27 protein-coding genes are annotated in these 25,013 nt (G+C 67.6%); 15 read left to right on the forward strand and 12 right to left on the reverse strand.

Annotation, left to right across the window (positions count from 1 at the left end):
• Positions 1 to 3: 3 nt before the first annotated feature.
• From ykgO to R5H19_RS09165, 4 genes are all read right to left on the reverse strand, one after another.
• Positions 4 to 129: a type B 50S ribosomal protein L36 gene (gene ykgO / locus R5H19_RS09150; RefSeq protein WP_318158680.1), complete on the reverse strand. Its 126-nt coding sequence runs from the start codon at positions 127 to 129 to the stop codon at positions 4 to 6.
• Positions 130 to 190: 61 nt separating this feature from the next.
• Positions 191 to 1,102, reverse strand: a complete 912-nt coding sequence (locus R5H19_RS09155; protein ID WP_318158681.1) for a LysR family transcriptional regulator — start codon at positions 1,100 to 1,102, stop codon at positions 191 to 193.
• 250 nt (positions 1,103 to 1,352) lie between these two features.
• Positions 1,353 to 3,371, reverse strand: coding sequence for an NADPH-dependent 2,4-dienoyl-CoA reductase (locus R5H19_RS09160; protein WP_318158682.1), 2,019 nt, complete (start codon positions 3,369 to 3,371; stop codon positions 1,353 to 1,355).
• A gap of 87 nt (positions 3,372 to 3,458) precedes the next feature.
• Positions 3,459 to 3,716 (reverse strand): acyl-CoA-binding protein, encoded by a 258-nt coding sequence (locus R5H19_RS09165; protein WP_318158683.1) that lies wholly within the window; start codon positions 3,714 to 3,716, stop codon positions 3,459 to 3,461.
• Between the two features lie 112 nt (positions 3,717 to 3,828).
• Here R5H19_RS09165 and cmk point away from each other — a divergent pair, with 112 nt between their 5' ends.
• From cmk to bla, 11 genes are all read left to right on the forward strand, one after another.
• On the forward strand, positions 3,829 to 4,509 hold the full coding sequence (gene cmk, locus R5H19_RS09170; RefSeq protein WP_318158684.1) for a (d)CMP kinase: 681 nt from the start codon (positions 3,829 to 3,831) through the stop codon (positions 4,507 to 4,509).
• 175 nt (positions 4,510 to 4,684) lie between these two features.
• Positions 4,685 to 6,358, forward strand: coding sequence for a 30S ribosomal protein S1 (gene rpsA, locus R5H19_RS09175; RefSeq protein ID WP_318158685.1), 1,674 nt, complete (start codon positions 4,685 to 4,687; stop codon positions 6,356 to 6,358).
• A gap of 78 nt (positions 6,359 to 6,436) precedes the next feature.
• A complete protein-coding gene (locus R5H19_RS09180; protein WP_318158686.1) occupies positions 6,437 to 6,736 on the forward strand; it encodes an integration host factor subunit beta in 300 nt (99 codons plus the stop codon).
• A 173-nt stretch (positions 6,737 to 6,909) separates the two neighbouring features.
• Positions 6,910 to 7,158, forward strand: a complete 249-nt coding sequence (locus tag R5H19_RS09185) for a DUF1049 domain-containing protein (protein ID WP_318158687.1) — start codon at positions 6,910 to 6,912, stop codon at positions 7,156 to 7,158.
• A complete protein-coding gene (gene lapB, locus R5H19_RS09190; protein ID WP_318158688.1) occupies positions 7,155 to 8,327 on the forward strand; it encodes a lipopolysaccharide assembly protein LapB in 1,173 nt (390 codons plus the stop codon). Before R5H19_RS09185 ends, lapB begins: the two co-directional genes overlap by 4 nt.
• 7 nt (positions 8,328 to 8,334) lie before the next feature.
• Positions 8,335 to 9,357, forward strand: a complete 1,023-nt coding sequence (locus R5H19_RS09195; RefSeq protein ID WP_318158689.1) for a glycosyltransferase family 4 protein — start codon at positions 8,335 to 8,337, stop codon at positions 9,355 to 9,357.
• The gene (locus tag R5H19_RS09200) at positions 9,344 to 11,242 is read left to right on the forward strand and encodes a nucleoside-diphosphate sugar epimerase/dehydratase (RefSeq protein WP_318158690.1); all 1,899 of its coding nucleotides are present in this window, start codon (positions 9,344 to 9,346) and stop codon (positions 11,240 to 11,242) included. Before R5H19_RS09195 ends, R5H19_RS09200 begins: the two co-directional genes overlap by 14 nt.
• Entirely contained in the window at positions 11,239 to 12,114 is an 876-nt protein-coding gene (gene galU, locus R5H19_RS09205; RefSeq protein WP_318158691.1) for a UTP--glucose-1-phosphate uridylyltransferase GalU, read from the forward strand. Before R5H19_RS09200 ends, galU begins: the two co-directional genes overlap by 4 nt.
• Positions 12,115 to 12,192: 78 nt before the next feature.
• A complete protein-coding gene (locus tag R5H19_RS09210; protein WP_318158692.1) occupies positions 12,193 to 13,482 on the forward strand; it encodes an FAD-binding oxidoreductase in 1,290 nt (429 codons plus the stop codon).
• Entirely contained in the window at positions 13,479 to 13,826 is a 348-nt protein-coding gene (locus tag R5H19_RS09215) for a tRNA-binding protein (protein ID WP_318158693.1), read from the forward strand. Before R5H19_RS09210 ends, R5H19_RS09215 begins: the two co-directional genes overlap by 4 nt.
• A gap of 98 nt (positions 13,827 to 13,924) precedes the next feature.
• Positions 13,925 to 14,797 (forward strand): subclass B3 metallo-beta-lactamase, encoded by an 873-nt coding sequence (gene bla / locus R5H19_RS09220; protein ID WP_318158695.1) that lies wholly within the window; start codon positions 13,925 to 13,927, stop codon positions 14,795 to 14,797.
• Between the two features lie 18 nt (positions 14,798 to 14,815).
• Here the strand turns inward: bla and R5H19_RS09225 are convergent, their stop codons facing one another.
• A complete protein-coding gene (locus tag R5H19_RS09225) occupies positions 14,816 to 15,739 on the reverse strand; it encodes an MBL fold metallo-hydrolase (RefSeq protein WP_318158696.1) in 924 nt (307 codons plus the stop codon).
• Positions 15,740 to 15,915: 176 nt separating this feature from the next.
• On the opposite strand from R5H19_RS09225, the gene R5H19_RS09230 reads away from it, so the two are divergent.
• Entirely contained in the window at positions 15,916 to 16,257 is a 342-nt protein-coding gene (locus R5H19_RS09230; RefSeq protein WP_318158697.1) for a hypothetical protein, read from the forward strand.
• 9 nt (positions 16,258 to 16,266) lie between these two features.
• Positions 16,267 to 16,692: a DUF2231 domain-containing protein gene (locus tag R5H19_RS09235; protein WP_318158698.1), complete on the forward strand. Its 426-nt coding sequence runs from the start codon at positions 16,267 to 16,269 to the stop codon at positions 16,690 to 16,692.
• On the opposite strand, the gene R5H19_RS09240 is transcribed toward R5H19_RS09235, so the two are convergent.
• From R5H19_RS09240 to R5H19_RS09260, 5 genes are all read right to left on the reverse strand, one after another.
• Complete coding sequence (locus R5H19_RS09240; RefSeq protein WP_318158699.1) at positions 16,673 to 17,317, reverse strand: DNA-3-methyladenine glycosylase; 645 nt, start codon at positions 17,315 to 17,317, stop codon at positions 16,673 to 16,675. The genes R5H19_RS09235 and R5H19_RS09240 overlap by 20 nt on opposite strands.
• Entirely contained in the window at positions 17,318 to 17,971 is a 654-nt protein-coding gene (alkB, locus tag R5H19_RS09245; protein ID WP_318158700.1) for a DNA oxidative demethylase AlkB, read from the reverse strand.
• Positions 17,968 to 18,699, reverse strand: a complete 732-nt coding sequence (locus R5H19_RS09250; protein ID WP_318158701.1) for a 2OG-Fe(II) oxygenase — start codon at positions 18,697 to 18,699, stop codon at positions 17,968 to 17,970. The genes alkB and R5H19_RS09250 overlap by 4 nt, the downstream gene beginning before the upstream one ends.
• Complete coding sequence (gene ada, locus R5H19_RS09255) at positions 18,696 to 19,772, reverse strand: bifunctional DNA-binding transcriptional regulator/O6-methylguanine-DNA methyltransferase Ada (protein WP_318158702.1); 1,077 nt, start codon at positions 19,770 to 19,772, stop codon at positions 18,696 to 18,698. Before ada ends, R5H19_RS09250 begins: the two co-directional genes overlap by 4 nt.
• A gap of 169 nt (positions 19,773 to 19,941) precedes the next feature.
• On the reverse strand, positions 19,942 to 20,643 hold the full coding sequence (locus R5H19_RS09260) for a pirin family protein (RefSeq protein ID WP_318158703.1): 702 nt from the start codon (positions 20,641 to 20,643) through the stop codon (positions 19,942 to 19,944).
• A 404-nt stretch (positions 20,644 to 21,047) separates the two neighbouring features.
• On the opposite strand from R5H19_RS09260, the gene R5H19_RS09265 reads away from it, so the two are divergent.
• Positions 21,048 to 21,434, forward strand: a complete 387-nt coding sequence (locus tag R5H19_RS09265; protein WP_318158704.1) for a carboxypeptidase-like regulatory domain-containing protein — start codon at positions 21,048 to 21,050, stop codon at positions 21,432 to 21,434.
• Positions 21,435 to 21,598: 164 nt separating this feature from the next.
• On the opposite strand, the gene R5H19_RS09270 is transcribed toward R5H19_RS09265, so the two are convergent.
• On the reverse strand, positions 21,599 to 23,182 hold the full coding sequence (locus R5H19_RS09270; protein ID WP_318158705.1) for an SDR family oxidoreductase: 1,584 nt from the start codon (positions 23,180 to 23,182) through the stop codon (positions 21,599 to 21,601).
• A 328-nt stretch (positions 23,183 to 23,510) separates the two neighbouring features.
• Between R5H19_RS09270 and R5H19_RS09275 the strand changes: the two genes are divergently transcribed.
• Positions 23,511 to 24,560 (forward strand): hypothetical protein, encoded by a 1,050-nt coding sequence (locus tag R5H19_RS09275; protein ID WP_318158706.1) that lies wholly within the window; start codon positions 23,511 to 23,513, stop codon positions 24,558 to 24,560.
• A gap of 105 nt (positions 24,561 to 24,665) precedes the next feature.
• Here the strand turns inward: R5H19_RS09275 and R5H19_RS09280 are convergent, their stop codons facing one another.
• Positions 24,666 to 24,992, reverse strand: coding sequence for a DUF5329 family protein (locus R5H19_RS09280; RefSeq protein ID WP_318158707.1), 327 nt, complete (start codon positions 24,990 to 24,992; stop codon positions 24,666 to 24,668).
• Positions 24,993 to 25,013 lie beyond the last annotated feature (21 nt).

Raw genomic sequence — 25,013 nt, forward strand, 5'->3', positions numbered from 1 at the left:
GGCTCAGCGCTGGCGGGCCTTGAAACGGGGGTTGCTCTTGCAGATCACGAACACCTTGCCACGACGGCGCACAACCTTGCAGTCGCGATGCCGCACCTTGGCGGACTTCAAAGAGTTAAGCACCTTCACGGCCAGCTCCTGACGCTAGACTAAAATGTAAGCACGCAAGTGTAGCGGTTCCAATGACTTGTCACAAGTCCGGCGCGATGGCCGTTTCCGCCACCGTGGCCAGGAATTGTTGCAGGGCGGGGGAGGGGTCGTCGGATCTGCTGGCTACGGCCAGCAGCAGGAAGGCATCGGGATCTTCCAGTGGCACGTAGCTGACTCCGGCCAGGCGCACGGTGCGCATGCTGGCCGGGACCAGAGCCAGCCCCAATCCGGCGGCAACCAGGGCCAGCAGGCCGTTGATCTGCTGGGCATGCTGGGTGATCGACGGCTGGAAACCGGCACGCGTCGCCAGCTTCACTAGCCGGTCGTAGAGCGTGGCGGCGAGTTCGCGCGGTTGCGACACGAACGCGTCGCCGGCCACCTCGGCCAGGCGCAGGCTGCTGCGCCCGGACATCGGGTGGCCGGCGGGCAGGGCAAGCATCAGGGGCTCGCGATCAACCACGCTGAGGCGCAGGCTGCCGGCATCCCGCACGCGTGACGGCTCGTCGCGGACAAAGCCGACGTCGATCTGGCCGGCGAGCAGGGCCGCAAACTGGGGCTCGGTATACATCTCGCTGAGTTGCAGGCGCACATTGGGAGCAAGCTGGCCGAAGCGCAGCAGGGCCTGCGGCATGGCTGGATGGAACGAGACCGAAACCGTGTAGGCCAGCCGCAGCTGGCCGCTGTAGCCCGCCGCGGCAGCCACGACCTGGCTGCGGGATTCATCGACCTTGGCCAGGATCTGCCGTGCGTGCTCCAGGAAGACCCGGCCAGGTTCAGTCACTGCCACGCTGCGTTTGGTGCGCTCGAGGAGGCGCACGCCCAGATCCTGCTCCAGCGACTGGATCTGCTGGGACAGCGGCGGCTGGGAAAGATGCAGGCGCAGTGCGGCGCGGGTGAAGCTCAGTTCTTCGGCGACGGCCACGAAGTAGCGCAACTGGCGGAGATCAAACATATAGCTATCACGAATAAATGATGGCTTAAATATATATTAGATACTTTATTCGGTCGATCATAAAATCATTCCCGTCCCGCCACTTCCCCTCCCCCCTAGTGGCGGCGGCCCTCGCCCCGCAGCGACGCTAAACACGGCATCTGGTTCAACTCCCCCCCTGAACCCATGTCGATGCGTCTTCCCTGCGGGGCGCTTTCTTTTGCACGGTCGATACCCTGCTGCCCTCAGGCAGCAGGGTATCGTGCCGGGCCTAGATTTCGCTGGCCACGCGGGTGCCCTGGGCGATGGCGCGCTTGGCGTCCAGTTCGGCAGCCACATCGGCGCCGCCAATCACATGCACTTTCACGCCGGCCGTGATCAGTTCGTCGGCCAGCAGGCGGTTCGGCTCCTGTCCGGCGCAGACCACCACTTGGTCCACCGGCAGGATCTGTGGTTTGCCGTCGACGCTGATGTGCAGGCCCTGGTCGTCGAAGCGCTCGTAGCCGACCTTGCCCAGCATGGTCACCCGCTTCGCCTTGAGCGCAGCCCGGTGCACCCAGCCCGTGGTCTTGTTGAGCCGTGCACCGAGGCGCCCCTCGCTGCGCTGGAGCAGCCAGATCTGGCGTACCGGCGCTTCCGGTTGCGGCGGCTGCAGGCCGCCGCGCTGCCGCAGCTGCATGTCCACACCCCATGCCCGGGTCCAGCGGACCACGTCGGTGGTAGGCGAGGGCTGGTGCTCGACCAGGAACTCGGCCACGTCGAAGCCGATGCCACCGGCGCCGATGATCGCCACCCGCGCGCCTACCGGGCGGTGCCGGGCCAGCACGTCGAGATAACCCAGCACACGCGGATCGTCGCTGCCGGGAAAGCTCACCCGGCGCGGCGTAATGCCGGTGGCGATCACCACTTCGTCATAGCCGCCTGCGCGCAGCGAGGCGACATCCGCCGTCTGGCCGAGCCTGACGTTGACGCCGGTGTCGTCCAGTCGGTGGCGGAAGTAGCGCAATGTCTCGTGAAACTCTTCCTTGCCCGGAATCTGCTTGGCGTAGTTGAACTGGCCACCGATCTCGCTGGCCTGGTCAATCAGGGTCACCGCGTGGCCGCGCTCGCCCAGGGTGGCGGCGCAGGCCATGCCGGCCGGACCCGCACCCACCACGGCAATGTGCTTGCGTCGCGTCGTCGGTTCGATCTTCAGCTCGGTTTCGTGGCAAGCGCGCGGGTTGACCAGGCAGCTGGCGCGCCGGTTCTGGAACACGTGGTCGAGGCAGGCCTGGTTGCAGGCGATGCAGGTGTTGATGCGCTCGCCGCGACCGGCCTTTGCCTTGTTTGCCCATTCGGGGTCGGCCAGCAGCGGCCGCGCCATCGAGACCATGTCGGCCCGGCCGCCGGCGAGGATGCGTTCGGCCACGTCCGGCATGTTGATCCGGTTGGTGGCGACCAGCGGGATCGCCACCTCGCCCTTGAGCTTCTGCGTGACCCAGGCGAAGCCGGCGCGCGGCACGCTGGTGACGATGGTGGGTACGCGCGCCTCGTGCCAGCCGATGCCGGTGTTGATGATGCTGGCGCCGGCCGCCTCGATCGCCTTGGCCAGGGTCGCGATCTCGCTCCAGTCCTGGCCACCATCGACCAGGTCGAGCATCGACAACCGGTAGATGATGATGAAGTCGCGGCCTACGGCTTCGCGCGTGCGGCGCACGATCTCGACCGGAAAGCGCATGCGCCGCGCGGCGTCGCCGCCCCAGGCGTCGTCGCGCCGGTTGGTGTGCGCGGCGATGAATTCGTTGATCAGGTAGCCTTCCGAACCCATCACCTCGACGCCGTCGTAACCGGCATCCCTGGCCAATTTCGCGCAATGCACGAAATCGCCGATGGTGCGCTCCACGCCGCGCGCGGTGAGCGCCCGCGGTGTAAACGGGGTAATCGGCGACTTCAGGCGCGAAGGTGCCACCGACAGCGGGTGGTAGCCGTAGCGCCCGGCGTGCAGGATCTGCATGCAGATGCGCCCGCCTTCGGCGTGCACGGCGCGGGTCAGCTTGCGGTGGCGCGGCTTGTGCCAGGGCATGGTGAGGCGCCCGCCGAACGGTTTCAGCCAACCCTCGATGCTGGGTGAGATGCCGCCGGTGACCATCAGGCCCACGCCGCCGCGGGCGCGCTCGGCGAAATACGCGGCCAGTTTGTCGTAATCGCTGGCCTTGTCCTCCAGCCCGGTGTGCATCGAGCCCATCAGAATGCGATTGGGCAGAGTGACGTGGCCCAGATCGAGCGGGGCGAACAGATTCGGGTAGTGCATGCGGTCCACACGAGGCTCAAACGATCGTATGAATGTGCCGGCGTTCGGCTCCGGAAAGCAAGCGCCGCATGCGAAAGGTGAGCGGGATCAGGCCAGCAACTGATGTACCAGCGCGATGTAACGACGCATGGCGTCCTCTGCGGAAACGCCGCTCAATTGCGCCCAGGCCTCGTGCTTGGCGGTGCCGACGAAGTCGAAGAAACCGGGCTGGGCACGCTTGAGATCGCCCTCCGAACCCTGTTTGTAGAGCGCATAGAGTTTCAGCAGGGTGTCGTTGTCGGGACGCCTGGCCAATCGCTGGATGTCCTTGGCAGCCTGTTCGAACTCGCGGCGAAGATCGGTCATAAGCGGATCGGACATGGCAGGCGGGCTGAGCAAACCGGCTAGATAGCACGCGCCCCGGGCGTGGTCAACGCGGTAAACTGGTCGCTTTAGCCACCCCCATCAGGATCTTTCCATGAGCCAGGCCCACGCCGTCCCGGTACTCACCATCGACGGACCGTCGGGGTCGGGCAAGGGTACCGTCAGCGCACTGGTGGCCGAACGGCTGGGCTGGCGACTGCTGGATTCCGGCGCGTTGTACCGTGCGGTGGGCTATGCCGCCGGCATGGCCGGGCTGGATCTGTCAGACGTGGAGGCAGTGACCCGCTGCGCGCAGAACACGAAGATCCAGTTCCGCGCGGCCAGCGACGGCGGCGCGACGCGGGTAATCGTCAACGGGCACGATGCCACCGACGAATTGCGCACCGAGACCGCCGGTGCGGCGGCTTCGGCGATCGCCTCGATGCCATCGGTGCGCGAGGCACTGGTGGCGTTGCAACTGGGCTTCCGCAAGGCTCCCGGGCTGGTCGCCGACGGGCGCGACATGGGCACGGTGATCTTCCCTGATGCACCGCACAAGGTGTTTCTCACCGCGAGTGCCGCCGAACGGGCAAAAAGGCGCTATAAGCAGTTGAAGGAAAAGGGACTCAGCGTTACACTTGCCGGCCTTCAGCGCGAGATCGAGGCCCGCGACAGCCGTGACGCATCACGTGCGGTTGCGCCGCTCAGGCCCGCCGAAGATGCCGTACTGGTGGATACCACCGGCATGGGCATCGACGAGGTCGTCGCGAAAGTACTTGCCGTCGTGCAGCCTTGACCGGGTCGCGCGGCGGTTTCTGTGCCCCTGCTGCGGCAGGGGGTTTTGACCAATGGTGACGATGGTCGGTTCAGTGGAACCACCTGAAGGCGCCCTCAACCGGTGGACCGGAAGTTCGTGCGCAACACCCTAGCAGACGCGACGAACCACGGTCTTTTCCCACTATGGAATCAACATGACTGAAAGTTTTGCCGAACTGTTTGAACAGAGCCAGCAGGCCATCTCCAAGCTGAAGCCCGGCGCCATCGTCACCGGCATCGTGGTGGAGATCCGCAACGACGTCGTCGTGATCAATGCGGGCCTGAAGAGCGAAGGCATCGTCCCGATCGAGCAGTTCAAGGACGAGAACGGCACCCTCGAGGTGAGCGTTGGCGATCCCGTGAAAGTGGCTCTCGAGGCCATGGAAGACGGTTTCGGCGAAACCAAGCTGTCACGCGAGAAGGCCAAGCGCTCGATGGTGTGGGACGACCTCGAGGAGGCGTTCGACAAGGAGGAGACCATCAAGGGCATGATCTCCGGCAAGGTCAAGGGCGGCTTCACCGTCGACATCAAGGACGTCCGCGCGTTCCTGCCGGGCTCGCTGGTCGACGTGCGCCCGGTGCGCGAGCCGACCTACCTCGAGGGCAAGGAACTCGAGTTCAAGATCATCAAGCTGGACCGCAAGCGCAACAACGTGGTGGTCAGCCGCCGCGCCGTCGTCGAGACCGAGTTCTCCGAGGAGCGCGAGAAGCTGCTGGAGCGCCTGACCGAGGGCGCGGTGGTCAAGGGCGTGGTGAAGAACCTCACCGACTACGGCGCGTTCGTGGACCTGGGCGGCATCGACGGCCTGCTGCACATCACCGACATGGCGTGGAAGCGCGTGCGCCATCCGTCCGAAGTGGTCAACGTCGGCGACGAGCTGGACGTGCGCGTGCTGAAGTACGACAAGGAGCGCAACCGCGTTTCGCTGGGCCTGAAGCAGCTGGGCGACGACCCGTGGGTCGCCATCGCCCGCCGCTACCCGGTCGGCAGCCGCCTGTTCGGCAAGGTCTCCAACGTCACCGACTACGGCTGCTTCGTCGAGATCGAGCCGGGCGTGGAAGGCCTGGTGCACGTGTCCGAGATGGACTGGACCAACAAGAACGTCAACCCGGCCAAGGTGGTGCAGGTCGGTGACGAGACCGAAGTGATGGTGCTGGACGTGGATGAAGAGCGTCGCCGCATCTCGCTGGGCATCAAGCAGACCCGCTCCAACCCGTGGGAAGCCTTCGCCGCCATGCACAAGAAGGGCGACAAGGTCTCCGGCCAGATCAAGTCGATCACTGACTTCGGCGTGTTCATCGGTCTGGAAGGCGGCATCGACGGCCTGGTGCATCTGTCCGACATCTCCTGGCAGATGTCCGGCGAGGACCTCGTGCGCAACTTCAAGAAGGGCGACGAGATCGAGGCCGTGGTGCTGGCGGTGGATCCGGAGCGCGAGCGCATCAGCCTCGGCATCAAGCAGATGGAGCAGGATCCGTTCGGCCAGTTCATGGCGGCGAACCCGCGCGGCAGCATCGTCACCGGCACCGTCAAGGAAGTCGACGCGAAGGGCGCCGTGATCGACCTGGGCGAGGGCGTGGAGGGTTACCTGCGCGCCAACGACATCGCCAAGGAGCGCATCGACGACGCCACCCAGCACCTCAAGGTGGGTGACAAGGTCGAGGCCAAGTTCACCGGCATGGACCGCAAGGGCCGCCAGCTGGCGCTGTCGATCCGCGCGAAGGACGAAGAGGACGCGCCCGATACGTCGGCGGACTACTCGTCCGCTGCCAGCGGCACGACCAAGCTTGGTGCGCTGCTCAAGGAGCAGTTCAACAAGGCCGACTGATCGCCTTGCAGCAGCTCGGACGCGTGGCGGTGGCCAGTCCCGCCGCCACGCCGTCTCATGTCACGGACGTAGGGGCCCATGACCAAATCCGAATTGATCGAAGCGCTGGCCAGGCGCCAGACCCATCTTGCGTTCGCTGATGTCGAGATGGCCGTCAAGAGCATCATCGAGCAGATGAGTCACGCATTGGCTCATGGTGAACGCATCGAGGTACGCGGCTTCGGCAGCTTCGCGTTGCACTACCGTCCGCCGCGCATGGGGCGCAATCCCAAGACGGGCGAGGCCGTGGCGCTGCCCGGCAAGCACGTTCCGCACTTCAAGCCCGGCAAGGAATTGCGGGAACGCGTCAACCAGGATCCGCAGCAGAAAACCGCCTGACGCGCGGCTCATCGTCAGGAGCAACCGACCGGAGGCAGGCGACGCAAGTCGATCCTGCCTTTTTGTTGCGGTGCCCTCCGCCATGGCTGCAGGCCGCCATCAATCGATACATTGCTGCCCGCACCGTCCGCGCTGCCTGTGCCTGTCACGAGCAATCGGGTAAAGTCTCGGCCATGCGACTGCTCGCCATCATCGTCCTCATGATCTTCATCGCCGCCGGCGTCGTACTGGGTGCGCTCAATGCCGACTTGGTCGGTTACGACTTCGCGCTGGTCCGGCTGCAATTGCCCAAGGGTGCTGCCTTGCTGGGCGCACTGGTGGTCGGTTGGCTGCTGGGCGGGCTCACTGCATGGTTCGGCATGAGCATGCGCCAGCGTCACCGACGGATGGGCGCGGACAAGACGTTGCCGGCCAAACCATGAATCTCCTGTATGTGCTGGTTCCGCTGGTGCCAGTTGCGTTCGTGCTGGGCTGGTGGGCCTCCCGCCAGGTCGGCGCACGCCGTTCCGGTGCCGCGGTCAGCGAGCTGTCCTCGGACTATTTCCGCGGCCTGAACTACCTGCTCAACGAGGAGCAGGACAAGGCGATCGAGGTCTTCCTCAAGCTGGCCGAGTACAACCGCGACACGGTCGAGACGCATCTGGCGCTGGGCAACCTGTTCCGCCGCCGTGGTGAGGTGGACCGGGCAATCCGGTTGCACCAGCACCTGGTCTCGCGCCCCGGCCTGACCGACGCCATGAAGACGGTGGCGCTGCTGGAGCTGGGCGAGGACTACATGCGTGCGGGCCTGCTCGACCGTGCCGAGGCGCTGTTTTCGGACCTGGTGGCGATGGACGCGCACGCGCCGTCCGCGTTGCGCCACCTGATCGCGATCTACCAGCACGAGCGTGACTGGCACAAGGCGATCGAGCACGCGCGTCGGCTGGAGGTGATGACCGGCGAAGACGAGGCGCCGATGATCGCCCAGTTCTACTGCGAGCTGGCCGACCGCTCACGCCAGCATGGCGCGCGCGCCGAGGCGCGCGACTACCTGCACCAGGCGTTCGAGTGCCAGCCGAATTGCGTGCGCGCGTTCATGCTGACCGGCCGTCTGCTGTCCGAGGACGGCCAGCATGCCGAGGCGGCGGCGGCGTACGAGGCGGCGATCAACGCCGACATCGCGTTCACCCCGGACATCCTGCCGCCGCTGCTCAACAGCTACGCCCGCTCGCAACAAATGGAGCGCGCCGAAAGCTTCCTGCGCGACATGCTGAGCCGCTATCACGGTGTCTCGCCGGTGCTGGCGCTGACCCACCTGTACCGCCAGCGCGACGGCGAGCGCGCGGCGATCGACTTCCTTACTGCACAGTTGCGTCTGCGTCCGTCGGTGCGTGGCCTGATGGCCCTGATCGACGCCACCATGGACAAGATCGAGGGCGAGGCACGCGAGAATTTCCTGATCCTGCGCGATCTGACCCGCAAGCTGCTGGAAGGCCAGGCGATGTACCGCTGCAGCCGCTGCGGCTTCGGCGCCAAGGCACATCATTGGCAATGCCCCAGTTGCAAGAGCTGGAGTACGATCCGGCCGATTCATGGTGTCGCCAGCGAGTGAGTGGAGCATGTACCTGACCATGGGATGGTTGCTGGCCAGTTTTTCGATCACCTTGCTGCTGGTGCGCGGCGCGATCGGCTATGCGCATCGGCGCGGCATGCTGGACCAGCCCGGACAACGTCGCTCGCATCACCTGCCCACCCCGCGCGGCGGTGGCGTCGGCATCGTCGCGGCGATGCTGGTCTGCCTGCCGGGCATGCTGCTGAGCCTGCCGGCGCCGTGGCCGGCGAGCGTGACCGCAGGCTTGTGCGGCGCATTGGCGCTGGTGGCACTGGCTGGCTGGTGGGACGATCACCGGTCGCTGCCGATCCTGCCGCGGCTGGGTGCCCAGTTGCTGGCGGTCGGGCTGTTTTCACTGGGCCTGCTGGCCACCGGTTTGCCTGGGTGGTGGCTGCCATTGCTGCTGCTCGGCGGCACCTGGAGCATCAACCTGCACAACTTCATGGACGGTATCGACGGCCTGCTGGCACAACAGGCGTTCTTCGTAGGCACAGGCCTGGCTCTGCTGGCGCGGGCGACGGCACAGCCTGCGCTGGCCACCGCAGCGGCGGCCCTTGCGGCATCGGCACTGGGTTTCTGGTGCTTCAACCGGCCGCCGGCGCGAATCTTCATGGGCGACGTCGGCAGCGGCAGCGTGGGCCTGCTGGTCTTTGCGTTCAGCGCGATGCTGTGGCGCGTCGAGCCGGCGCTGCTGTGGCCGGCGCTGATCCTGTCGTCGGCCTTCGTGGCGGACGCCAGCCTGACCTTGTTGACCCGCATGTGGCGCGGACGGCGCTGGTACACTGCGCATCGCGAACACCTGTACCAATGGCTGGTGCGTCGCGGGGGAACGCACGCACGGGCGGATATCGCCTATGCGGGCTGGAACTTGCTGGTCGCGGCACCGTCGGCCTGGTTGGCCTGGAGTCATCCACCCATGGCACTGCCGATTACCATAGCCGTCCATCTTGGCGCTGCAGCCGCATGGCTGGCGCTGAAACGTCGCTGTCTGCGACGCCACCTGCCCAAGGCGCCCCATGTCGCTGCGTAAGCTTGTCGGCTTCATCCACCCGCGTATCGCCGTCGTGCTGCACGACCTGGCCATGGCCGCGCTCGCCTGGTGGATCGCCAAGCTGCTGCGCTACGTGCTGCGGCCCGATGAGCTGTTCAGCTTCCAGCCGCTGGAATTTCCGATCGTGCTGCTGGTGCAGGGGCTGATCTTCCGCTGGACCGGGCTGTACCGGAGCGTTTGGCGCTTCGCCAGCCTTCCGGATCTGTGGAACATCGTGCGCGCCGTGGTGATCGGCTCGCTGCTCATTGGCCTGTCGTTGTTCCTCTACAACCGGCTCGAGGGCGTGCCGCGCTCGATGCTGGTGCTCTATCCGCTGCTGCTTGCCGTGCTGCTCGGAGGTCCACGCCTGGCCTACCGCTACTGGAAGGACAGCCGCAACGACCTGTTGCAGAACCAGGTCGTGAAGCGGGTCCTGATCGTCGGCGCCGATCGCGCCGGCGAGGTGCTCTCGCGCGACTTGCACCGCGACCCCCACTATGCCGTGGTCGGCTTCGTCGACGACAAACCCAGCCTGCGCGGCGCCAGCATCAACGGCCGCCCGGTACTGGGCCGCTTCGACCAGTTGCCTGAGGTTGCCCGCGAAGTGGCGATCGACATGCTGCTGATCGCACTGCCGGGCGCCTCGACGGCCGAGATGCGGCGGGTGGTTTCGCTGTGCGACGCCACCGACCTGCCGTACCGGACCATACCGCGGCTGGAGGACGTGGTGGCCGGCCGCGCCCAGTTCAACCAGATCAAGGAAGTGGCGATCGAGGACCTGCTCGGCCGCGACACGGTGGAACTGGACTGGACCGCGATCCGCGAAACCCTGAACGGGCGCCGCGTGCTGATCACCGGCGGCGGCGGCTCGATCGGCTCGGAACTGTGCCGCCAGGTCGCCCGGCTGGGCGCGCAGTCGCTCACCGTGGTCGAGCAGAGCGAATACAACCTGTACCGGATCAGCCAGGAACTGCGCGCGGATTTCCCCGAGCTGATCCTCGACGGCGTCCTCGCCAACTGCGGCGACCAGGTCGCCATGCGGAAGGCGTTTGCGGACGTCAGGCCGCAGGTGGTGTTCCACGCCGCAGCCTACAAGCACGTGCCGATGCTGCAGGGGCAGCTGCGCGCGGCGTTCCGCAACAACGTGCTGGGCACGCGCACGGTGGCCGACGTGGCCCGCGAAACCGGGGTCGAGTGTTTCGTGCTGATCTCCACCGACAAGGCGGTCAACCCGACCAGCGTGATGGGCGCCTGCAAACGCATCGCCGAGATCTATTGCCAGAACCTCGATGCGCACGCCGAGACCCGTTTCATGACGGTGCGCTTCGGCAACGTGCTCGATTCGGCCGGCTCGGTGGTGCCGTTGTTCCGCCGGCAGATCCGCGACGGCGGCCCGGTCACCGTGACGCATCCGGAAATATCGCGCTACTTCATGACGATTCCCGAGGCCTGCCAGCTGATCCTGCAGACCGCCAGCATCGGCAAGGGCGGCGAGATCTTCGCGCTGGACATGGGCGAGCCGGTGAGGATCCGCGATCTGGCCGAGCAGATGATTCGCCTCGCCGGCAAGAAGCCGGGCAGCGAGATCCCGATCGTCTACACCGGCCTGCGTTCCGGCGAGAAGCTGTTCGAGGAACTGTTTCATCCGCTGGAGAACTACAGCGCCACCACGCACGCCAAGATCTTCCTGGCGCAACACCGCGAGGTGTCGTGGGAACTGTTGCAGGCGATGCTGCACAAGGCTGCCGAGGCGGCCGACGTTTTCGATGAGGAAGAACTTCGCCGCTGCGTGTCCAGCCTGTTGCCTTCGTTCCGCTGGAGCGAATCGGCGCAGCCGGACAACGTAGTGTCGATCCGCCGCGCCAATCCGGAGATCAACGAGTGAGCAAGCCCCTGCGCAAAGTGGTGTTTCCCGTGGCCGGACTCGGCACGCGCTTCCTGCCGGCGACCAAGGTGGTGGCCAAGGAAATGCTGCCAGTGCTCGACAAGCCGCTGATCCAGTACGCCGTCGACGAGGCGGTGGATGCCGGTGCCGACACCCTGGTTTTCGTCACCAACCGCTACAAGCATGCGATCGCCGACTACTTCGACAAGGCCTACGAGCTGGAGTCGAAGCTGCACGAAAAAGGCAAGGCCGAACTGCTGGCGCTGGTGCAGGGCACCTTGCCGCGGCACGTGCGGGCGATTTTCGTGACCCAGCCCGAAGCGCTGGGCCTGGGGCATGCCGTGCTGTGCGCCAAGCCTGTGGTCGGCGACGAGCCGTTCGGCGTGATCCTGCCGGACGACCTGATCTGGAACGGCGCCGGCAAGGGCGCGTTGCGACAGATGGCCGAACTCGCCGAGGCGCAGCAGGCCGGCGTGATCGCGGTGGAGGAAGTGCCGCATGACCAGACCGACAAGTACGGCATCGTCGACGCCGTGCCGGTCGACGAGCGCAGCGCGCAGATCCGCAGCATGGTCGAGAAGCCCAAGCCGGCCGATGCACCGTCGAACCTGGCCGTGGTCGGTCGCTACGTGCTACCGGGCCGTATTTTCCGGTTGCTGGAGCAGACCACGCCCGGCGCCGGCGGCGAGATCCAGCTCACCGACGCGATCGACGCGCTGCTGAAGGAACAGGGCAAGGTGCTGGCCTACCGCTTCGAAGGCATCCGTTTCGATTGCGGCAACAAGGCCGGGCTGGTGCGCGCCACCATGCACATGGCGATGCAAGACCCGAAACTCGCGCCGACCGTGCGTGCGTTCCTCGGCCAGCTCTGAGCCACGGCTGCCGCAACGTCCGGGCATGAGGGATATGCTTGCCCGATTGCGGACACCGGTGCCACCCGTCGCTGCAGCATGAAATCGTCTTCGTCCACGTCCTACTACCGCGCCACGGCCACGCCGTACCCGACCTGGGCGCCGCTGCAGGGCAGCGCGCATGCGCGCGTCGCCGTGGTCGGCGGCGGCTTTGCCGGCCTGAACACCGCACTCGGACTGGCCGAGCGCGGCGTGCGCGACGTGGTGTTGCTGGAACGCGAGCAGGTCGGTTTCGGCGCGTCCGGCCGCAATGGCGGCTTCGTCTTCGCCGGCTACTCGCTGGGCGAGCAGGCGCTGCTCGATCAGCAGGGCGAGACCCGTGCACATGCGCTGTTCAAGCTCACCACCGAGGCGGTCGGGCGGATCCGCCGGCGCGTGGCCGACTACGCGATCGCCTGCGATGCGGTCGACGAGGGCGTGATCTGGGCCAACTGGTTCCGCGATCCGGCCGTGCTGCGCCGGCGCCAGCAGTTGCTGGCCGACCATTACGGCGTGCAATGGCACTGGCTGCCCGAGACCGAACTGCGCGCGCTGGTGCGCAGCGAGCGCTACCACGACGGCCTGTACGAACGCGATGCGCTGCACTTGCATCCGCTCAACTACGCGATCGGCCTGGCCGCCGCGGCAGCCGGGCAGGGCGTGCGCATCCACGAGTACAGCGGCGTGCGCAGCCTCGTGCGCGAAGGCCTGCAATGGCGCCTGCGCACGGCGCAGGGCGAGCTGCTGGCCGATCAGGTGGTACTGGCCTGCGGCGGCTATCTGGCCGGGCTGCGCAAACCGATCGACCGGGCGATCCTGCCGATCGCCACCTACGTGATGGTGACCGAACCGCTCGGCGAACGCCTGGACGAGTGCCTGCACACCCGTGCGGCGGTCTACGACAGCCGCTTCGCGTTCGACTACTACCGGGCGCTGCCTGACACGCGGCTGCTGTGGGGCGGGCGCATCTCGGTGCTCAACCGTTCGCCGCGCGGGGTGCAGCGGTTGCTGACGAGGGACCTGCTGCGCGTGTTCCCGCAGTTGGCGGGCGTACCGATCGAGTACGCATGGTCGGGCCTGATGAGCTACGCGCGGCACCAGATGCCGCAAATCGGCGGTGACGGCCATGGGCTGTGGTGGGCCCAGGCCTTCGGTGGCCATGGTCTGGCGCCGACCTGCGCGGCCGGCGAACTGCTGGCAGCGGCGATCGCCGAGGGCGATGATGGCTGGAAACGGTTTGCCGGCTACGACCTGGGCAGCACCCATCGCCCGTTCGGTTATCTTGCGGCGCAGGCCAGCTACTGGTGGCAGCAAAGCCGCGACTGTCTGAAAACGAGGCTGGAAGGATGAGTGCAACGAATCCCCCCGAAATCAGCTGGGCCGATTTCGAGAAAGTCCTGATCGTCGCCGGCACGGTGACGAAAGTGGAACCGTTCCCCGAGGCGCGCAAGCCGGCGTGGAAGGTATGGGTGGATTTCGGCCCCTACGGCGAGAAGAAGACCAGCGCGCAGATCGCCGCGCTGTACCGCGCGGAAGATCTCGTCGGCCGACAGATCGTGGGCGTGATCAACTTCCCGGAAAAACAGATCGGCCCGTTCCGCTCGCAGTTCCTGCTGACCGGTTTTCCCACCGACCAGGGCGTGGTGGTCACGGCGGTCGAGCGGCCGGTACCGAACGGCACCCGGCTGGCCTGAAGCGGCCGCGCACTGCCCGCGATTCGCCCGCAACGCGCCAGTGCAGGTTCTTCGTGGGCGGCTACCATGCCCGCTTCGCCCCCACCACGGAGTTCCGCATGAACCGAATCATCCGCACGCTGTGGATCGGCGCCGGCCTGATCCTGGGCGGCCTGGCGCACGCACAGACGGCGAGCTGGAGCCAACCGCAGCAGCCGTTCCGCATCTACGGCAACAGCTGGTACGTGGGCACGCAGGGGCTGAGTGCGATCCTGATCACCTCGCCGCAGGGCCATGTGCTGATCGACGGCACGCTGCCAGGCAATGTGGCGCAGATCGAGGCGAACATCCGCGCGCTCGGCTTCCGCCTGCGTGACGTGAAGCTGATCCTGAACTCGCATGCGCATTTCGACCACGCCGGCGCCATCGCCGGGCTCGCGCACGACAGCGGTGCCACGGTAGCCGCCAGCGCGGCCGGGGCGAAGGAGCTGCGCTCCGGCGGCAACGACCCGGATGATCCGCAGTACGGCATGGCGACACCGTATCCGGTGGTGGCCTCGGTGGAAGTGGTCGCCGACGGCGCGGCCGCGCGGGTGGGGTCGATCGCGGTCACGGCGCATTACACGCCGGGCCACACGCCCGGCGGCACGTCGTGGACCTGGCGATCGTGCGAGAAGGAACGTTGCCTGGCGTTGGCCTACGTCGACAGCCTCACCGCGCTGAGCCGCGACGACTTTCGTTATACCGACGACCCGGCACGGGTGGCAGGTTTCCGCCGATCCTTCGCGACGGTCGCCGCGTTGCCCTGCGACATTCTGATCACCCCGCACCCCGAGGCCAGCGGCTTCATGCAGAAGATCGCCGCACGTGATCGCGAGCATTCGCCGGCGGCGCTGATCGACACCAATGCTTGTCGCGCCTATGCCGCGGCTGCAGAACCGCGCTTCGAGGCACGCCTGGCGAAAGAGCGGCAGGACGCGCGCGGCCAGTGAAGCAGCCGCGACCGAAGCTCAGCGGCCCAGCCACACCTCCAGCCCCTGCGCGTTCAGTTCGATGTCCATGCCCAGCAACTGGCGCAGCACCTCGCGCCCCTGGTGCCAGCCATGGGCCTCGGCGCGGGTCGCGTAAAGCCTGGTGAGCGATTCCGCCAGCACGGCATGCCGGTCGGGCCTGCCGTGCGCGGCGCAGGCCAGTTCGACCATCGCGTCGATCTGCACGTGCAGGTCCGCCGCCAGACGCCCGACTTCCTCCACCCGGCCATAGTGGGTGAGGTACATCGCCTGCGGCCGCAGCGCGACCAGTCGCTCGATCGAGGCATGCAGCGCTTCGGGATCGAACTGCACTGGCGAGGTGGTGGGCAGGATGAACGGGCCGCGCGCGGTGTCGAAGTCGCGGTACGACAGGCCGAATACGTCACCGGTGAAACACACATCGGCGCGCGCGTCGTGGATGGCGATGTGGTGGCGCGCGTGGCCGGGCGTGTCGAGGCAGCACAAGGCACGGCCGGCGAGATCGACGACGTGGCCGTCCGCCGCCTCGACCACGCGCTCGGCGGGGATCGGGCGCAGCCGGCCATAGGTCTGCTCCATCACCGACTCGCCGTACACCGCGCTGGCGCCGGCCCACAGCGCGGCGGGATCGATCATGTGCCGGGCGCCGCGCGGATGCACCACCAGCTTCGCGTTCGGCAGCTGCGCGATCAATTCGCCGGCGCCGCCAGCATGGTCCAGGTGCACGTGGGTGAGGATCAGCCAGTCCACCGCGGCAACGGAAATCCCGGCATCGTCCAGCGCCGCCAGCATGCGCGGCACGGCGAAGTTCGTGCCGCAGTCGATGAAGGCGCCGCGGCCGTGCTCGACCACCAGATAGGCTGCGTCGAACCGCGGCCGCACGAAGCCGGTGTCGATGGTGTGGATGCCGTGGATGGATGCCATGCTTGCCTCGCGGACCGGACGATCCGGCGAGGGTAGCAAGCCGGGGCGGGACGGGCATTTGCACCATGGTCGAGGGCGTGCCGAGGCCGCCCGCCGGGCGCGGGAACCTTAGGAGGCGTCGCCGCATCGGATCGGCAGCTGTCCACTTCATCAACGCACCACCCGGGGGAAACGACATGCTGCTCTATGCGATTCTGGTTTTTGCGGTTGCCGCCATCGGCGGTCTGGTGCTGGCTTCCAGCGTGCTGCGCGGCAAGCTGGCGCCGTGGGCGATTTCGGCGCTGCACGCGCTGCTTGGCGCCAGCGGCCTGGTGTTGCTGATCCTCGTGGTGCTGCAGGGTGCGGCGCCGGGGCGGCTCACCGCGGCGCTGGCCCTGCTGGTGCTGGCGGCACTGGGCGGTTTCTTTCTCGCCTCGTTCCATCTGCGCAAGCAGGTCGCGCCGAAGGTCGTGGTGTTGGTGCACGCCGGTGTCGCGGTGGTCGGCTTCCTGACCCTGCTCAGCCTGCTGCTGGCCTGAGCCGCCGCCATGCGCCATCCGCTGCATCCGGCCCTGGTGCATTTTCCGATCGCCTGCTGGTCGCTGGCCACGGCGGCGGATCTGGCCAGCCTGGCCTGGGGCGAGCCGGCGTGGCGGTTCGCCGGCGTGTTGCTGCTGGCGGGGATCGGCTTCGCGATCCCCGCCATGCTGGCCGGCCTGCTCGAACTGGCCAAGCTGGCCCAGGACAACCCGGCGATCAAGGACGTCAACCGGCACATGCTGATGGTGATGGGCGCGCTCTGCTGCTACGTGGCCAGCCTGTTCCTGCGCCTGCACGGCACGCATTTCATCGCGCCCGGGCTGCCGGCGATCGGACTGAGCGTGCTGGGCTTCCTGTGCCTTGGCGTGGCCGGCTGGCTGGGCGGCAAACTGGTGTACGGACACCGGTTGGGCGTCAGCCCGCCGGCTCCCTAGCCTTTGCCTTCGGCGGCCGCGGCACGCGCCACAGGTACCAGGCTGCGGCGGTGCGGTACGGGCTCCAGGCCGCGCCGATCACGGCCAGTGCCTTCGGCGCGGGCGCCGTGTCCAGCGACTTCAGCAGGCGGTAGCCTTCACGCACGCCGAAGTCGTCCACCGGCAGGATGTCGGGCCGGTCCAGGCCGTAGATCAGGAACATTTCCGCGGTCCAGCGGCCGATGCCTTTCAGCAGGCAGAGCCGGGCGATCAGTTCCTCGTCCGGCAGCGCCAGTGCCGTGGCCAGGTCGGGAACGACGCCGCCAACCGTGGCCGCGGCGATGCCGCGGATCGTCTCGATCTTGCGTGCCGAAAAACCGCAGCCGCGCAGGGTGGCGACGTCGGCGTCGAGCAGTTGCGCCGGCAACGGAAACGCCCGCTGCGGATGCAGCGCCAGCAGCCGCGCCAGGATCGCGTCGCCGGCCTTCACGTGCAGTTGCTGGTAGGCCACCGCACGCACCAGCGTTTCGTACGGCTCGCGCGTGGGCCTGGCGACGTGTGCGCACGGGCCGGCCTGCGCCACGAGGCGCGCCCAGTCGGCGTCGAGCGCGGCGAGAAAACGCGCGGCATCCGTACCTCGCTGCACCTAGCCGGCCTTGCGGAAGGTGAGGTTGATGCGGCACTCGCCTAGTGCCTCGTGATGGTTCGGCTTCAGCGGCAGCACGCCGTGGAAGCGCAGCCGCGCCGCTCCACCCCACACCACCACGTCGCCATGCACCAGCGGCACGCGCTGCACGGGGTCGGTGCGCCGCAGGCCGCCGAACCGGAACATCGCCGGGATGCCCAGCGACACCGACACGATCGGTAGCCCGAGGTCACGCTCGTCACGGTCCTGGTGCAGGCTGAGCCGGCTGCCGGGTTCGTAGCGGTTGAGCAGGCAGGCGTCCGGCACGAAGCCAGGAAAGCCGGCGCGCGCGGCGGCAGCCACCGCCAGGCGCATGAATGCCGGCGGCAGCGGCGGCCACGGTCGACCGCTGTCCGGGTCGATCGGATCGTAGCGATAGCCGCGATGATCGCTGACCCAACCCAGTGGCCCGGCATTGGTCATCGCTACCGACATGCGCAAGCCGCCGGGCGTGACCAGGTGGCGGAACGGCGCCTGCGCCGCGATGGCCGCGACGGCCTGCAGCAACGGCGCCTCTTCGGCCAGGGCGAAGCCGCGCAGCACCATCGCGCCGTCGCCCAGCGGCTCGTCGCGGCGGGGTGTCTGGCTGGCGGCGAACAGGTCGGCCGTGGTCATGCGGCGTCGTGAAAGATGATGCCGAGGGTGTGCCGGCGACCGCTGCGCACGCGGCTGACGCCGTGGCGCAGGTTCACCCGGTAGCTGCCGCGCGTGCCCCGCATCGGCCGCTGGTGCACCGCGAACAGCACCGCATCGCCCTGGCGCAGCGGCACCACCTCGGCGCGGGACTGCATGCGCGGGCGCTGCTCGGTCAGCACGAATTCGCCGCCGCTGAAGTCGCGTCCCGGTGCGGACAGCAAAATCGCCAGCTGCAACGGAAACACGTGCTCGCCATACAGATCCTGGTGCAGGCAGTTGTAGTCGCCCGCGCCGTACTGCAGCAGCAACGGGGTGGGGCGCCGCTGGCCGGCGGCATGGCAGCGCGCGATGAAGTCGGCATGCGTTTCGGGGTATCGCACGGCCAGCCCCATCGACGCGCTCCAGCGGTTCGCGATCGGCGCCAGTCGTGGGTAGACCGCAGCGCGCAGCCCGGCCACCAGCTCGGGCAACGGGTAGTTGAAGTAACGGTATTCGCCACGACCGAAACCGTGGCGACCCATCACCACGCGGCTGCGGAAGCGCCCGTCGTCCGCGTACATGCCGGCCAGCGCCGCGCACTCCTGCGGCGACAGCAGTGCCTCCAGCATCGCGCAGCCGTGCGCATCGAGTTCATCGGCGATCCCGCTCCAGTCGTACACCTGCAGCCGCGGGTCGGTTTCGAGGGCAGGGCGCCATTGCGCATTCATGCCTGCGCCTCACGCTCCAGCAACGCGCGCTTGCGCTGCACGCCCCAGCGGTAGCCTGACAGGCCGCCGTCGTTGCGCACTACGCGATGGCACGGAATCGCCACCGCCAGCAGATTGCTGGCGCAGGCCTGCGCCACCGCCCGCGTGGCCGCGGGCGAACCGATGCGCCGCGCGATCTCGCTGTAGCTGGCGGTGCTGCCGACCGGAATCTCGCGCAGCGCCTGCCACACCCGCTGCTGGAACGCGGTGCCGCGCACGTCCAGCGGCAGGTCCAGGCCGATCGCCGGCGCCTCGACGAAGCCGACCACCTGCGCCACCAGCCGCTCGTAGTCGCGATCGCCGCCGATCAGCCGGGCCTTGGGGAAGCGATCCTGCAGGTCGCGCGCCAGTGCGTCCGGGTCGTCGCCGAGCAGGATCGCGCACACGCCGCGCGCGCTCTGCGCGACCAGGATCGCCCCCAGCGAGCATTCGCCGATGGCGAAGCGGATCTCGCTGTCGGCGCCGCCGGCACGGTAGCTGGAAGGCGTCATGCCCAGCATCCGGTCGGCATTTTCGTAGAAGCGGCTGCTGGCATTGTAGCCGGCGTCGAAGATCGCCGCGGTCACCGAGGCACCGCGCTCCAGTTCATTGCGCACGCGACGGCTGCGATGTGCCGTGGCGTACTGCTTCGGGGTCACGCCGGTGAGCGCCCTGAACACGCGATGGAAATGGAACGGGCTGAGCCCGGCCGGTTTCGCCAGTTGCTCGAGCGTGGGCGCGGTCTCGGCCTGCTCGATCGCGCGGCAGGCCGCGGTGACCATCGCCGCATGCTGCTCCGCCAGCGACGGCTGGTCGGGCCGGCAGCGCTTGCACGGGCGAAAGCCGGCGCGCTCCGCCTCGGCGGCGGTGGCATGGAACACCACATTCTCGGGGCGAGCTGCACGCGCAGCGCAGGAGGGCCGGCAGTACACGCCGGTGCTGCGCACCGAATAGACAAAGCTGCCGTCGGCGTGCGCGTCGCGCGCCTGCACTGCATCCCAGCGCGGGTCGGCAAGGGTGGCGGCACGTGCCGCCTGTTTGTCGGAGGTTTTCATGGCTGTTCCTTCCGTCGGATTATCGCTCAAGGCGCAATCTACGGACCGGCAACCGCCGCAGCACTCCGGGTCTTGCGGTCGAATTCGAACGGGGCTGCGCCGGCCCGCCCATCGCGACGGAAGCGTGCCGGGTGAGCCCCGCCACCGGGACGGCCGGCATACCTGAAGCTCAGGGCGCGGTGTCGACCAGCACCAGCTCGGCGTCTTCCAGCGCCGTCATCTTCAGTACCGGCTCATGGCGGATCGCGGCGCCGTCGCGGGCGTCCAGCTTCACGCCATTGAGTTCCACCTTGCCGGTGGCCGGCACCAGGTAGGCGTAACGTCCGGGAGCCAGCGCGTACTCGGTGCTCTCGCCGGCTTTCAGGGTGGCGCCGAGCACGCGTGCATCGGTGCGCAGCGGCAACGCCTCAGTGTCGTCCTTGAAGCCGCTGGCCAACGCCACGAAGCGGCCCGAACGATCGCTCTTGGGAAACGGCCGCGCGCCCCACGACGGCGGCTTGCCGTTCTCGTCGGGGATGATCCAGATCTGGAAGATGCGCGTGGTCACGCCCTCCCGGTTGTACTCGCTATGGGTGATGCCGGTGCCGGCACTCATCACCTGCACGTCGCCGGCTTCGGTACGACCGGCGTTGCCCAGACTGTCCTTGTGGCTGATCGCGCCCTCGCGCACATAGGTGATGATTTCCATGTCCGCGTGCGGGTGTGGCGGAAAGCCGGTCTGCGGCGCGATGGTGTCGTCGTTCCACACGCGCAGCGCGCCCCAGCCCATGCGCCTGGCATCGTGGTAGCCGGCAAACGAGAAATGATGTTTCGCCTTGAGCCAGCCGTGGTCGGCCCCGCCCAGGCTGTCGAAGGGTCTGCGTTCGATCACGGCTGTTCTCCCGATGTCGTGTCGCGCCCGACTGGCGCATGCCCGACAACATAGGGCCGTACGGATCAACTTGAAATGATCGTCCCGGAAACGGATCGTTGCCGTATCGCGAACTTCCCACGCTCGGAATCACGCCCCGCACGTGGCCCTGCGGCCATAAGGCATACCCATGACCTATGGCCCTTCGACGGACACCGCGAGTCCGCATAGGCTGCGCACGGTCAACCGGCAATGCCGGTCATTTGTCGGTTGGCCGTGGACGGAAACGTGAGGCTGCGTGCGCTGATCAGTTGAACGCATGGCAGGCGGGCAAGCCGTCCGGTACTCCCCATGAGCCGATTGCCGAAAATGATTTCTGCAGGCTCGTATCCCCATGGTCGTTACAGAAAAAATAAGGATGTCACATGAACAGCATGCATAGTGAGCACAACCGCCCCGTGCGCCGTCGCGGTCTCTCGGCGTGGAGCCTGGCGCTGGCCGTCGTCATCGGTGCCGGATCCGTCGCGGTCAACGCGCAGTCCACCGCAGGAAGCGTTTTCGGCGTGGCCCCGGCAGGCCAGACCATCATGGCGAAGAGCACCACGAACGGGCTAAGCCGTCACGTCAAGGCGGACGCCAAAGGCCGCTACACCCTCGGCGCGCTGCCGGTCGGCGTGTATACGGTGACGCTGGAGAAGGATGGCCAGGCTGTCGAGCAACGGTCGAACGTCAAGCTGGTGGTGGGTCGTGGCATCAAGGTCGACTTCACCTGCCCGCAGGAAGGTTGCGCGGAATCCGCAAGCAACCAGTAAGGGGCGCGGACCGCGCCGCTTCCCGCAAGAGCGACGGGGAACAGCGCAAACACGGTCCGGCTGCGATCCTTCCATCTGAAGCCGCGTTCGCCACAAGATGCCCGGTGCCGGAAAGCACCGGGCATCTTGTCGTATGAGCCGGTCGCTACGGCAGCCGGCGTGCCTCACCAGTCCGTCGGCCGGTAATCTTTCAGGAACTGACCCCACACGTGCTCGCCGGTGTTGATGCCGTGGATGATCGGGTCGACGATGCGGGCGGCGCCGTCGACGATGTCCAGCGGCGGGTGGAAGCGTTCCTCCCGCACCTTCTTGGCAGCCAGCTCGGCCGGGTCCTCGTCGGTCACCCAGCCGGTATCCACGCTGTTCATGTGGATGCCGTCGTTGTGGTAATCCGTGGCGGAAGTGCGCGTCATCATGTTCAACGCGGCCTTGGCCATGTTGGTGTGCGGGTGGCGGGTGGTCTTGAAGCTGCGGTAGAACTGGCCTTCCATCGCCGACACGTTGACGATGTGCTTGCCTCGCTCGTCCGTGCGCAGCATCAGCGGCTTCAACCGCGCGTTGATGATGAACGGTGCGATCGCATTCACCAGCTGCACCTCCAGCAGCTCCACCGACGGCACTTCGGCCATCAGCAGCCGCCACGAATTGCGCTTGCGCAGGTCGACCTGCTGCAGGTCCTGGTCGAGCCGGCCTTCGGGAAACAGGTGGCTCTGCACCAGCAGCTCTTCAGGCAGCAGCGGCAGCTGCGACAGCTCGGCGGCGCGGCGCAGCCCCGGCAGGTCGGAAGCGCGGCCGGCTAACGCCGTCGCACCGGCTTCAGGCAGGATGTTCGCGCCGCGCAGGCCTTCGTAGTGACCGACCAGCCGGCGCACGTGCTCGGGCAGTTCGTGCAGCGCCGCGGTTTCGCCTTCCATCATGTGCGCGTAGAAATCCGGCGGCCGGCGCACGGTCTGGCAGGCGTTGTTGATGATGAAGTCCAGCCGCGGCCGGGTGGCCACCAGTTCCTGGCAGAACGCCTCCACGCTGGGCGTGTGGCGCAGGTCGAGACCGTAGACCTGCAGGCGATGGCCCCATTCGGCGAAGTCGGGTTCGGCCGCGTAGCGCGCCGCCGAATCGCGCGGAAAGCGGGTGGTGACGATCAGCTCGGCGCCGGCGCGCAGCAGCTTCAGGCCGGCCTGGTAGCCGATCTTCACGCGGCCGCCGGTGAGCAGCGCCACGCGCCCGCGCAGGTCGGCGAGCTCGCTGCGCTTGGCGTAATTGAACGCGGCGCACTCGGGACACAGCTGGTCGTAGAAGAAATGGATGGCCGAGTACTTGCGCTTGCACACGTAGCAGTGCTTCGGCTCGACCGACTCGCGCGGCTGCGCGGCATCGGCCTCGGGCGGGACGTCGTGCGGCAGGAAGCCTTCCGGCGCGAACACGTTCGGCGTGGTGAACACCGGCTTGCGCCGCAGCGTGCGGATGCCGGTCTGGTTCAGCACGCTCTCCTCGGTCTGGATCTTGCTGGCATGACGCGCCTTCTCGGCTGCCTTCAGCTTGATCCGGCGCTCCACCGGGTCGGGGTGGTAGACCTGCGCCACCGCCTGGTGCAGGCGCTGGCGGTCGTCCGCCGGCAGTTGGTCCAGCAGTCGGCGATCGGCCGCCACCGATTCCAGCAGGGCCGCCGCGGCACGCAGGCGCTCCAGCAGGGCGGTATCCGCGTCGTCGGTCAGGGGCGTGGGAGCAGGTGTGGTCGTCAAGAGGGTCATCCGTAGTTCGGTGCAAAAGGCAGGCAGGCGCGCCGCCAGCCGGCTATTTTGCCTGTTTTCCGGCCTGGCCCGGGAAATGCCGGCGCAGCACCCGGACCGGCTGCCCATGCGTCAAGCAGACTCGAGGTTTGGTTATTGGGCGCTGCTGCACATTTTTGTGGCACGGGTGATGCAAAAGTGGCGCCGTGGCCATCCAGGCTGGATGGCATGAGCAGTACCCAGGCAGCTCAGGCGCTGGCAGGATCGCGCGCCGCGGCTGCCGCCCAGCGACGAAGGTTGTGGTGTGAGTGTGCCGACAGACGCAAGTGCGCAAGTGAAAGAGGCCGTCATGGCCCAGCCCATCGCTGTTCCCGCTCTCCCCGTCGACACCCTGCTGGGCGACCTGCCTACTGCGCACCGTGCGCTGCCGATTGGCCACCGGATCGCGGGGCAGGGCTGTCATGGGGCGAAAACCGGCATCCGGTCCTGCAGCACCGGCAACGCGAACCGCATCCGTTTCGTATATTTTCCACGAGCCGATCACGACCACCGGGCGACCTATCATCGGCACCTGGTCATCGCCGAAATCCTGCTCGCCCGGGTGCTGGCCGCCCGTGCCGAGGGCCTGCGGCCGATGGCTCCCTCGCTCGATTACGCCGCCGAAGCACGCGTCACGCTGCGGCCGCCGCAAGACATGTTCCACCCGGCCACGCTGGAATACCGCCGTTGGTACCGCGCCGACGGTGCCGCGCGTGCGCAGCCGCTGACCCAGGAGGCGCTATCGCTGCGGCTGGCGGCCGACGGCGACCTGTCAATGAGGGAGGCGCGCGCGCGCGTCGCACGGCGCTCGCACGCCCTGCCGGCCGCCGACCAGGCGTGGCTGATCGCCCGCCGCAACGCGCCGCCGGCGCGGCGCCCGCTCAACCAGGCGGAATACCTCGCGCTGGCCGCGGCCCTCGATGGCATCTGGCAGGCCTCGACCGGGGCTTCGCATGCGGAACGCGCGAATCGCCGGATCACGCTGCGCGTGGTGGCCGCGCTGGGCAGCCTGCTGGACGAATACGTCGCAGCACCGTTCAAGTCGACCGCCCTGAGCGAGACCTTCAACGAGCACCACCTCGCCCATCTGCGTCAGAGCATCGAGTACTCGCGCCAGGCGGAGTCCGCTTCGGGCACCTTGCTGGCCGGTCCGAAAGCCTGGTTCGCCGCCAAAGCCGCGCGTATGCGCGCCGAGCATCAGATCGGCTTGGCCAAGTCGCCGGCGGCATCCCCCGCGCTGCGCCTGTCGGGACGCCCGGTGATCGCCGTGGTCGGCGGCCGCCTGCACACCTTCGTCGACGGCCGGCGCCCCGGCGCCCGGCTGGCTTCGGCCGTACCGCTCTACGCCACCTTCGGCTGAGCGCGGAGCGATCCCGCTCGAAGCTCCGTTCTCCCTGAGCCTGTCGAACGACGTTGCCTCGGGGCCAGTCCCCGGCCTCACGCGACTCGTCCAACCTTCGGCAGGCTAAGGACGAACGGAAGTGTCCGGATCCGGAGTACGAAAGGCGGCCAGCCTGCCGCGCAGGAACGTGGCGGCGTCGATGCTGTGGCCGTCGGCGAAACGGATGGAGTAACGAGCCCCGGATACCGACGAGCTGGTGGCGCAGTAGACGATGAAGTCATCCGCGGTCTTCACCCGGCTGCCGGCGAAGCGCAGCTTCAGGCGCATGTGCGCGGCCGCCTGTGCCCCATCGTAGGCACTGCCGTTGCGGATGAAACTGGCGCCGTGCAGCGTGGCGATCGTGGCGATCAGGTAGTCGATCTTCTGTTGCTCGGTCGGTGGCGTCGGCACGGACTGTCGGGCGAACGCAGG

It is taken from the genome of Rhodanobacter sp. KK11 (genome assembly GCF_033345435.1).
GTDB lineage: Bacteria > Pseudomonadota > Gammaproteobacteria > Xanthomonadales > Rhodanobacteraceae > Rhodanobacter.

Coding starts and splice junctions, on each gene's coding strand:
- R5H19_RS09155 (WP_318158681.1), bottom strand. CDS start 1,102: ATGTTTGATCTCCGCCAGTTGCGCTACTTCGTGGCCGTCGCCGAAGAA.
- R5H19_RS09160 (WP_318158682.1), bottom strand. CDS start 3,371: ATGCACTACCCGAATCTGTTCGCCCCGCTCGATCTGGGCCACGTCACT.
- R5H19_RS09165 (WP_318158683.1), bottom strand. CDS start 3,716: ATGACCGATCTTCGCCGCGAGTTCGAACAGGCTGCCAAGGACATCCAG.
- cmk (WP_318158684.1), top strand. CDS start 3,829: ATGAGCCAGGCCCACGCCGTCCCGGTACTCACCATCGACGGACCGTCG.
- rpsA (WP_318158685.1), top strand. CDS start 4,685: ATGACTGAAAGTTTTGCCGAACTGTTTGAACAGAGCCAGCAGGCCATC.
- R5H19_RS09180 (WP_318158686.1), top strand. CDS start 6,437: ATGACCAAATCCGAATTGATCGAAGCGCTGGCCAGGCGCCAGACCCAT.
- R5H19_RS09185 (WP_318158687.1), top strand. CDS start 6,910: ATGCGACTGCTCGCCATCATCGTCCTCATGATCTTCATCGCCGCCGGC.
- lapB (WP_318158688.1), top strand. CDS start 7,155: ATGAATCTCCTGTATGTGCTGGTTCCGCTGGTGCCAGTTGCGTTCGTG.
- R5H19_RS09195 (WP_318158689.1), top strand. CDS start 8,335: ATGTACCTGACCATGGGATGGTTGCTGGCCAGTTTTTCGATCACCTTG.
- R5H19_RS09200 (WP_318158690.1), top strand. CDS start 9,344: ATGTCGCTGCGTAAGCTTGTCGGCTTCATCCACCCGCGTATCGCCGTC.
- R5H19_RS09210 (WP_318158692.1), top strand. CDS start 12,193: ATGAAATCGTCTTCGTCCACGTCCTACTACCGCGCCACGGCCACGCCG.
- R5H19_RS09215 (WP_318158693.1), top strand. CDS start 13,479: ATGAGTGCAACGAATCCCCCCGAAATCAGCTGGGCCGATTTCGAGAAA.
- bla (WP_318158695.1), top strand. CDS start 13,925: ATGAACCGAATCATCCGCACGCTGTGGATCGGCGCCGGCCTGATCCTG.
- R5H19_RS09225 (WP_318158696.1), bottom strand. CDS start 15,739: ATGGCATCCATCCACGGCATCCACACCATCGACACCGGCTTCGTGCGG.
- R5H19_RS09230 (WP_318158697.1), top strand. CDS start 15,916: ATGCTGCTCTATGCGATTCTGGTTTTTGCGGTTGCCGCCATCGGCGGT.
- R5H19_RS09235 (WP_318158698.1), top strand. CDS start 16,267: ATGCGCCATCCGCTGCATCCGGCCCTGGTGCATTTTCCGATCGCCTGC.
- alkB (WP_318158700.1), bottom strand. CDS start 17,971: ATGACCACGGCCGACCTGTTCGCCGCCAGCCAGACACCCCGCCGCGAC.
- R5H19_RS09250 (WP_318158701.1), bottom strand. CDS start 18,699: ATGAATGCGCAATGGCGCCCTGCCCTCGAAACCGACCCGCGGCTGCAG.
- ada (WP_318158702.1), bottom strand. CDS start 19,772: ATGAAAACCTCCGACAAACAGGCGGCACGTGCCGCCACCCTTGCCGAC.
- R5H19_RS09265 (WP_318158704.1), top strand. CDS start 21,048: ATGAACAGCATGCATAGTGAGCACAACCGCCCCGTGCGCCGTCGCGGT.
- R5H19_RS09270 (WP_318158705.1), bottom strand. CDS start 23,182: ATGACCCTCTTGACGACCACACCTGCTCCCACGCCCCTGACCGACGAC.
- R5H19_RS09275 (WP_318158706.1), top strand. CDS start 23,511: ATGGCCCAGCCCATCGCTGTTCCCGCTCTCCCCGTCGACACCCTGCTG.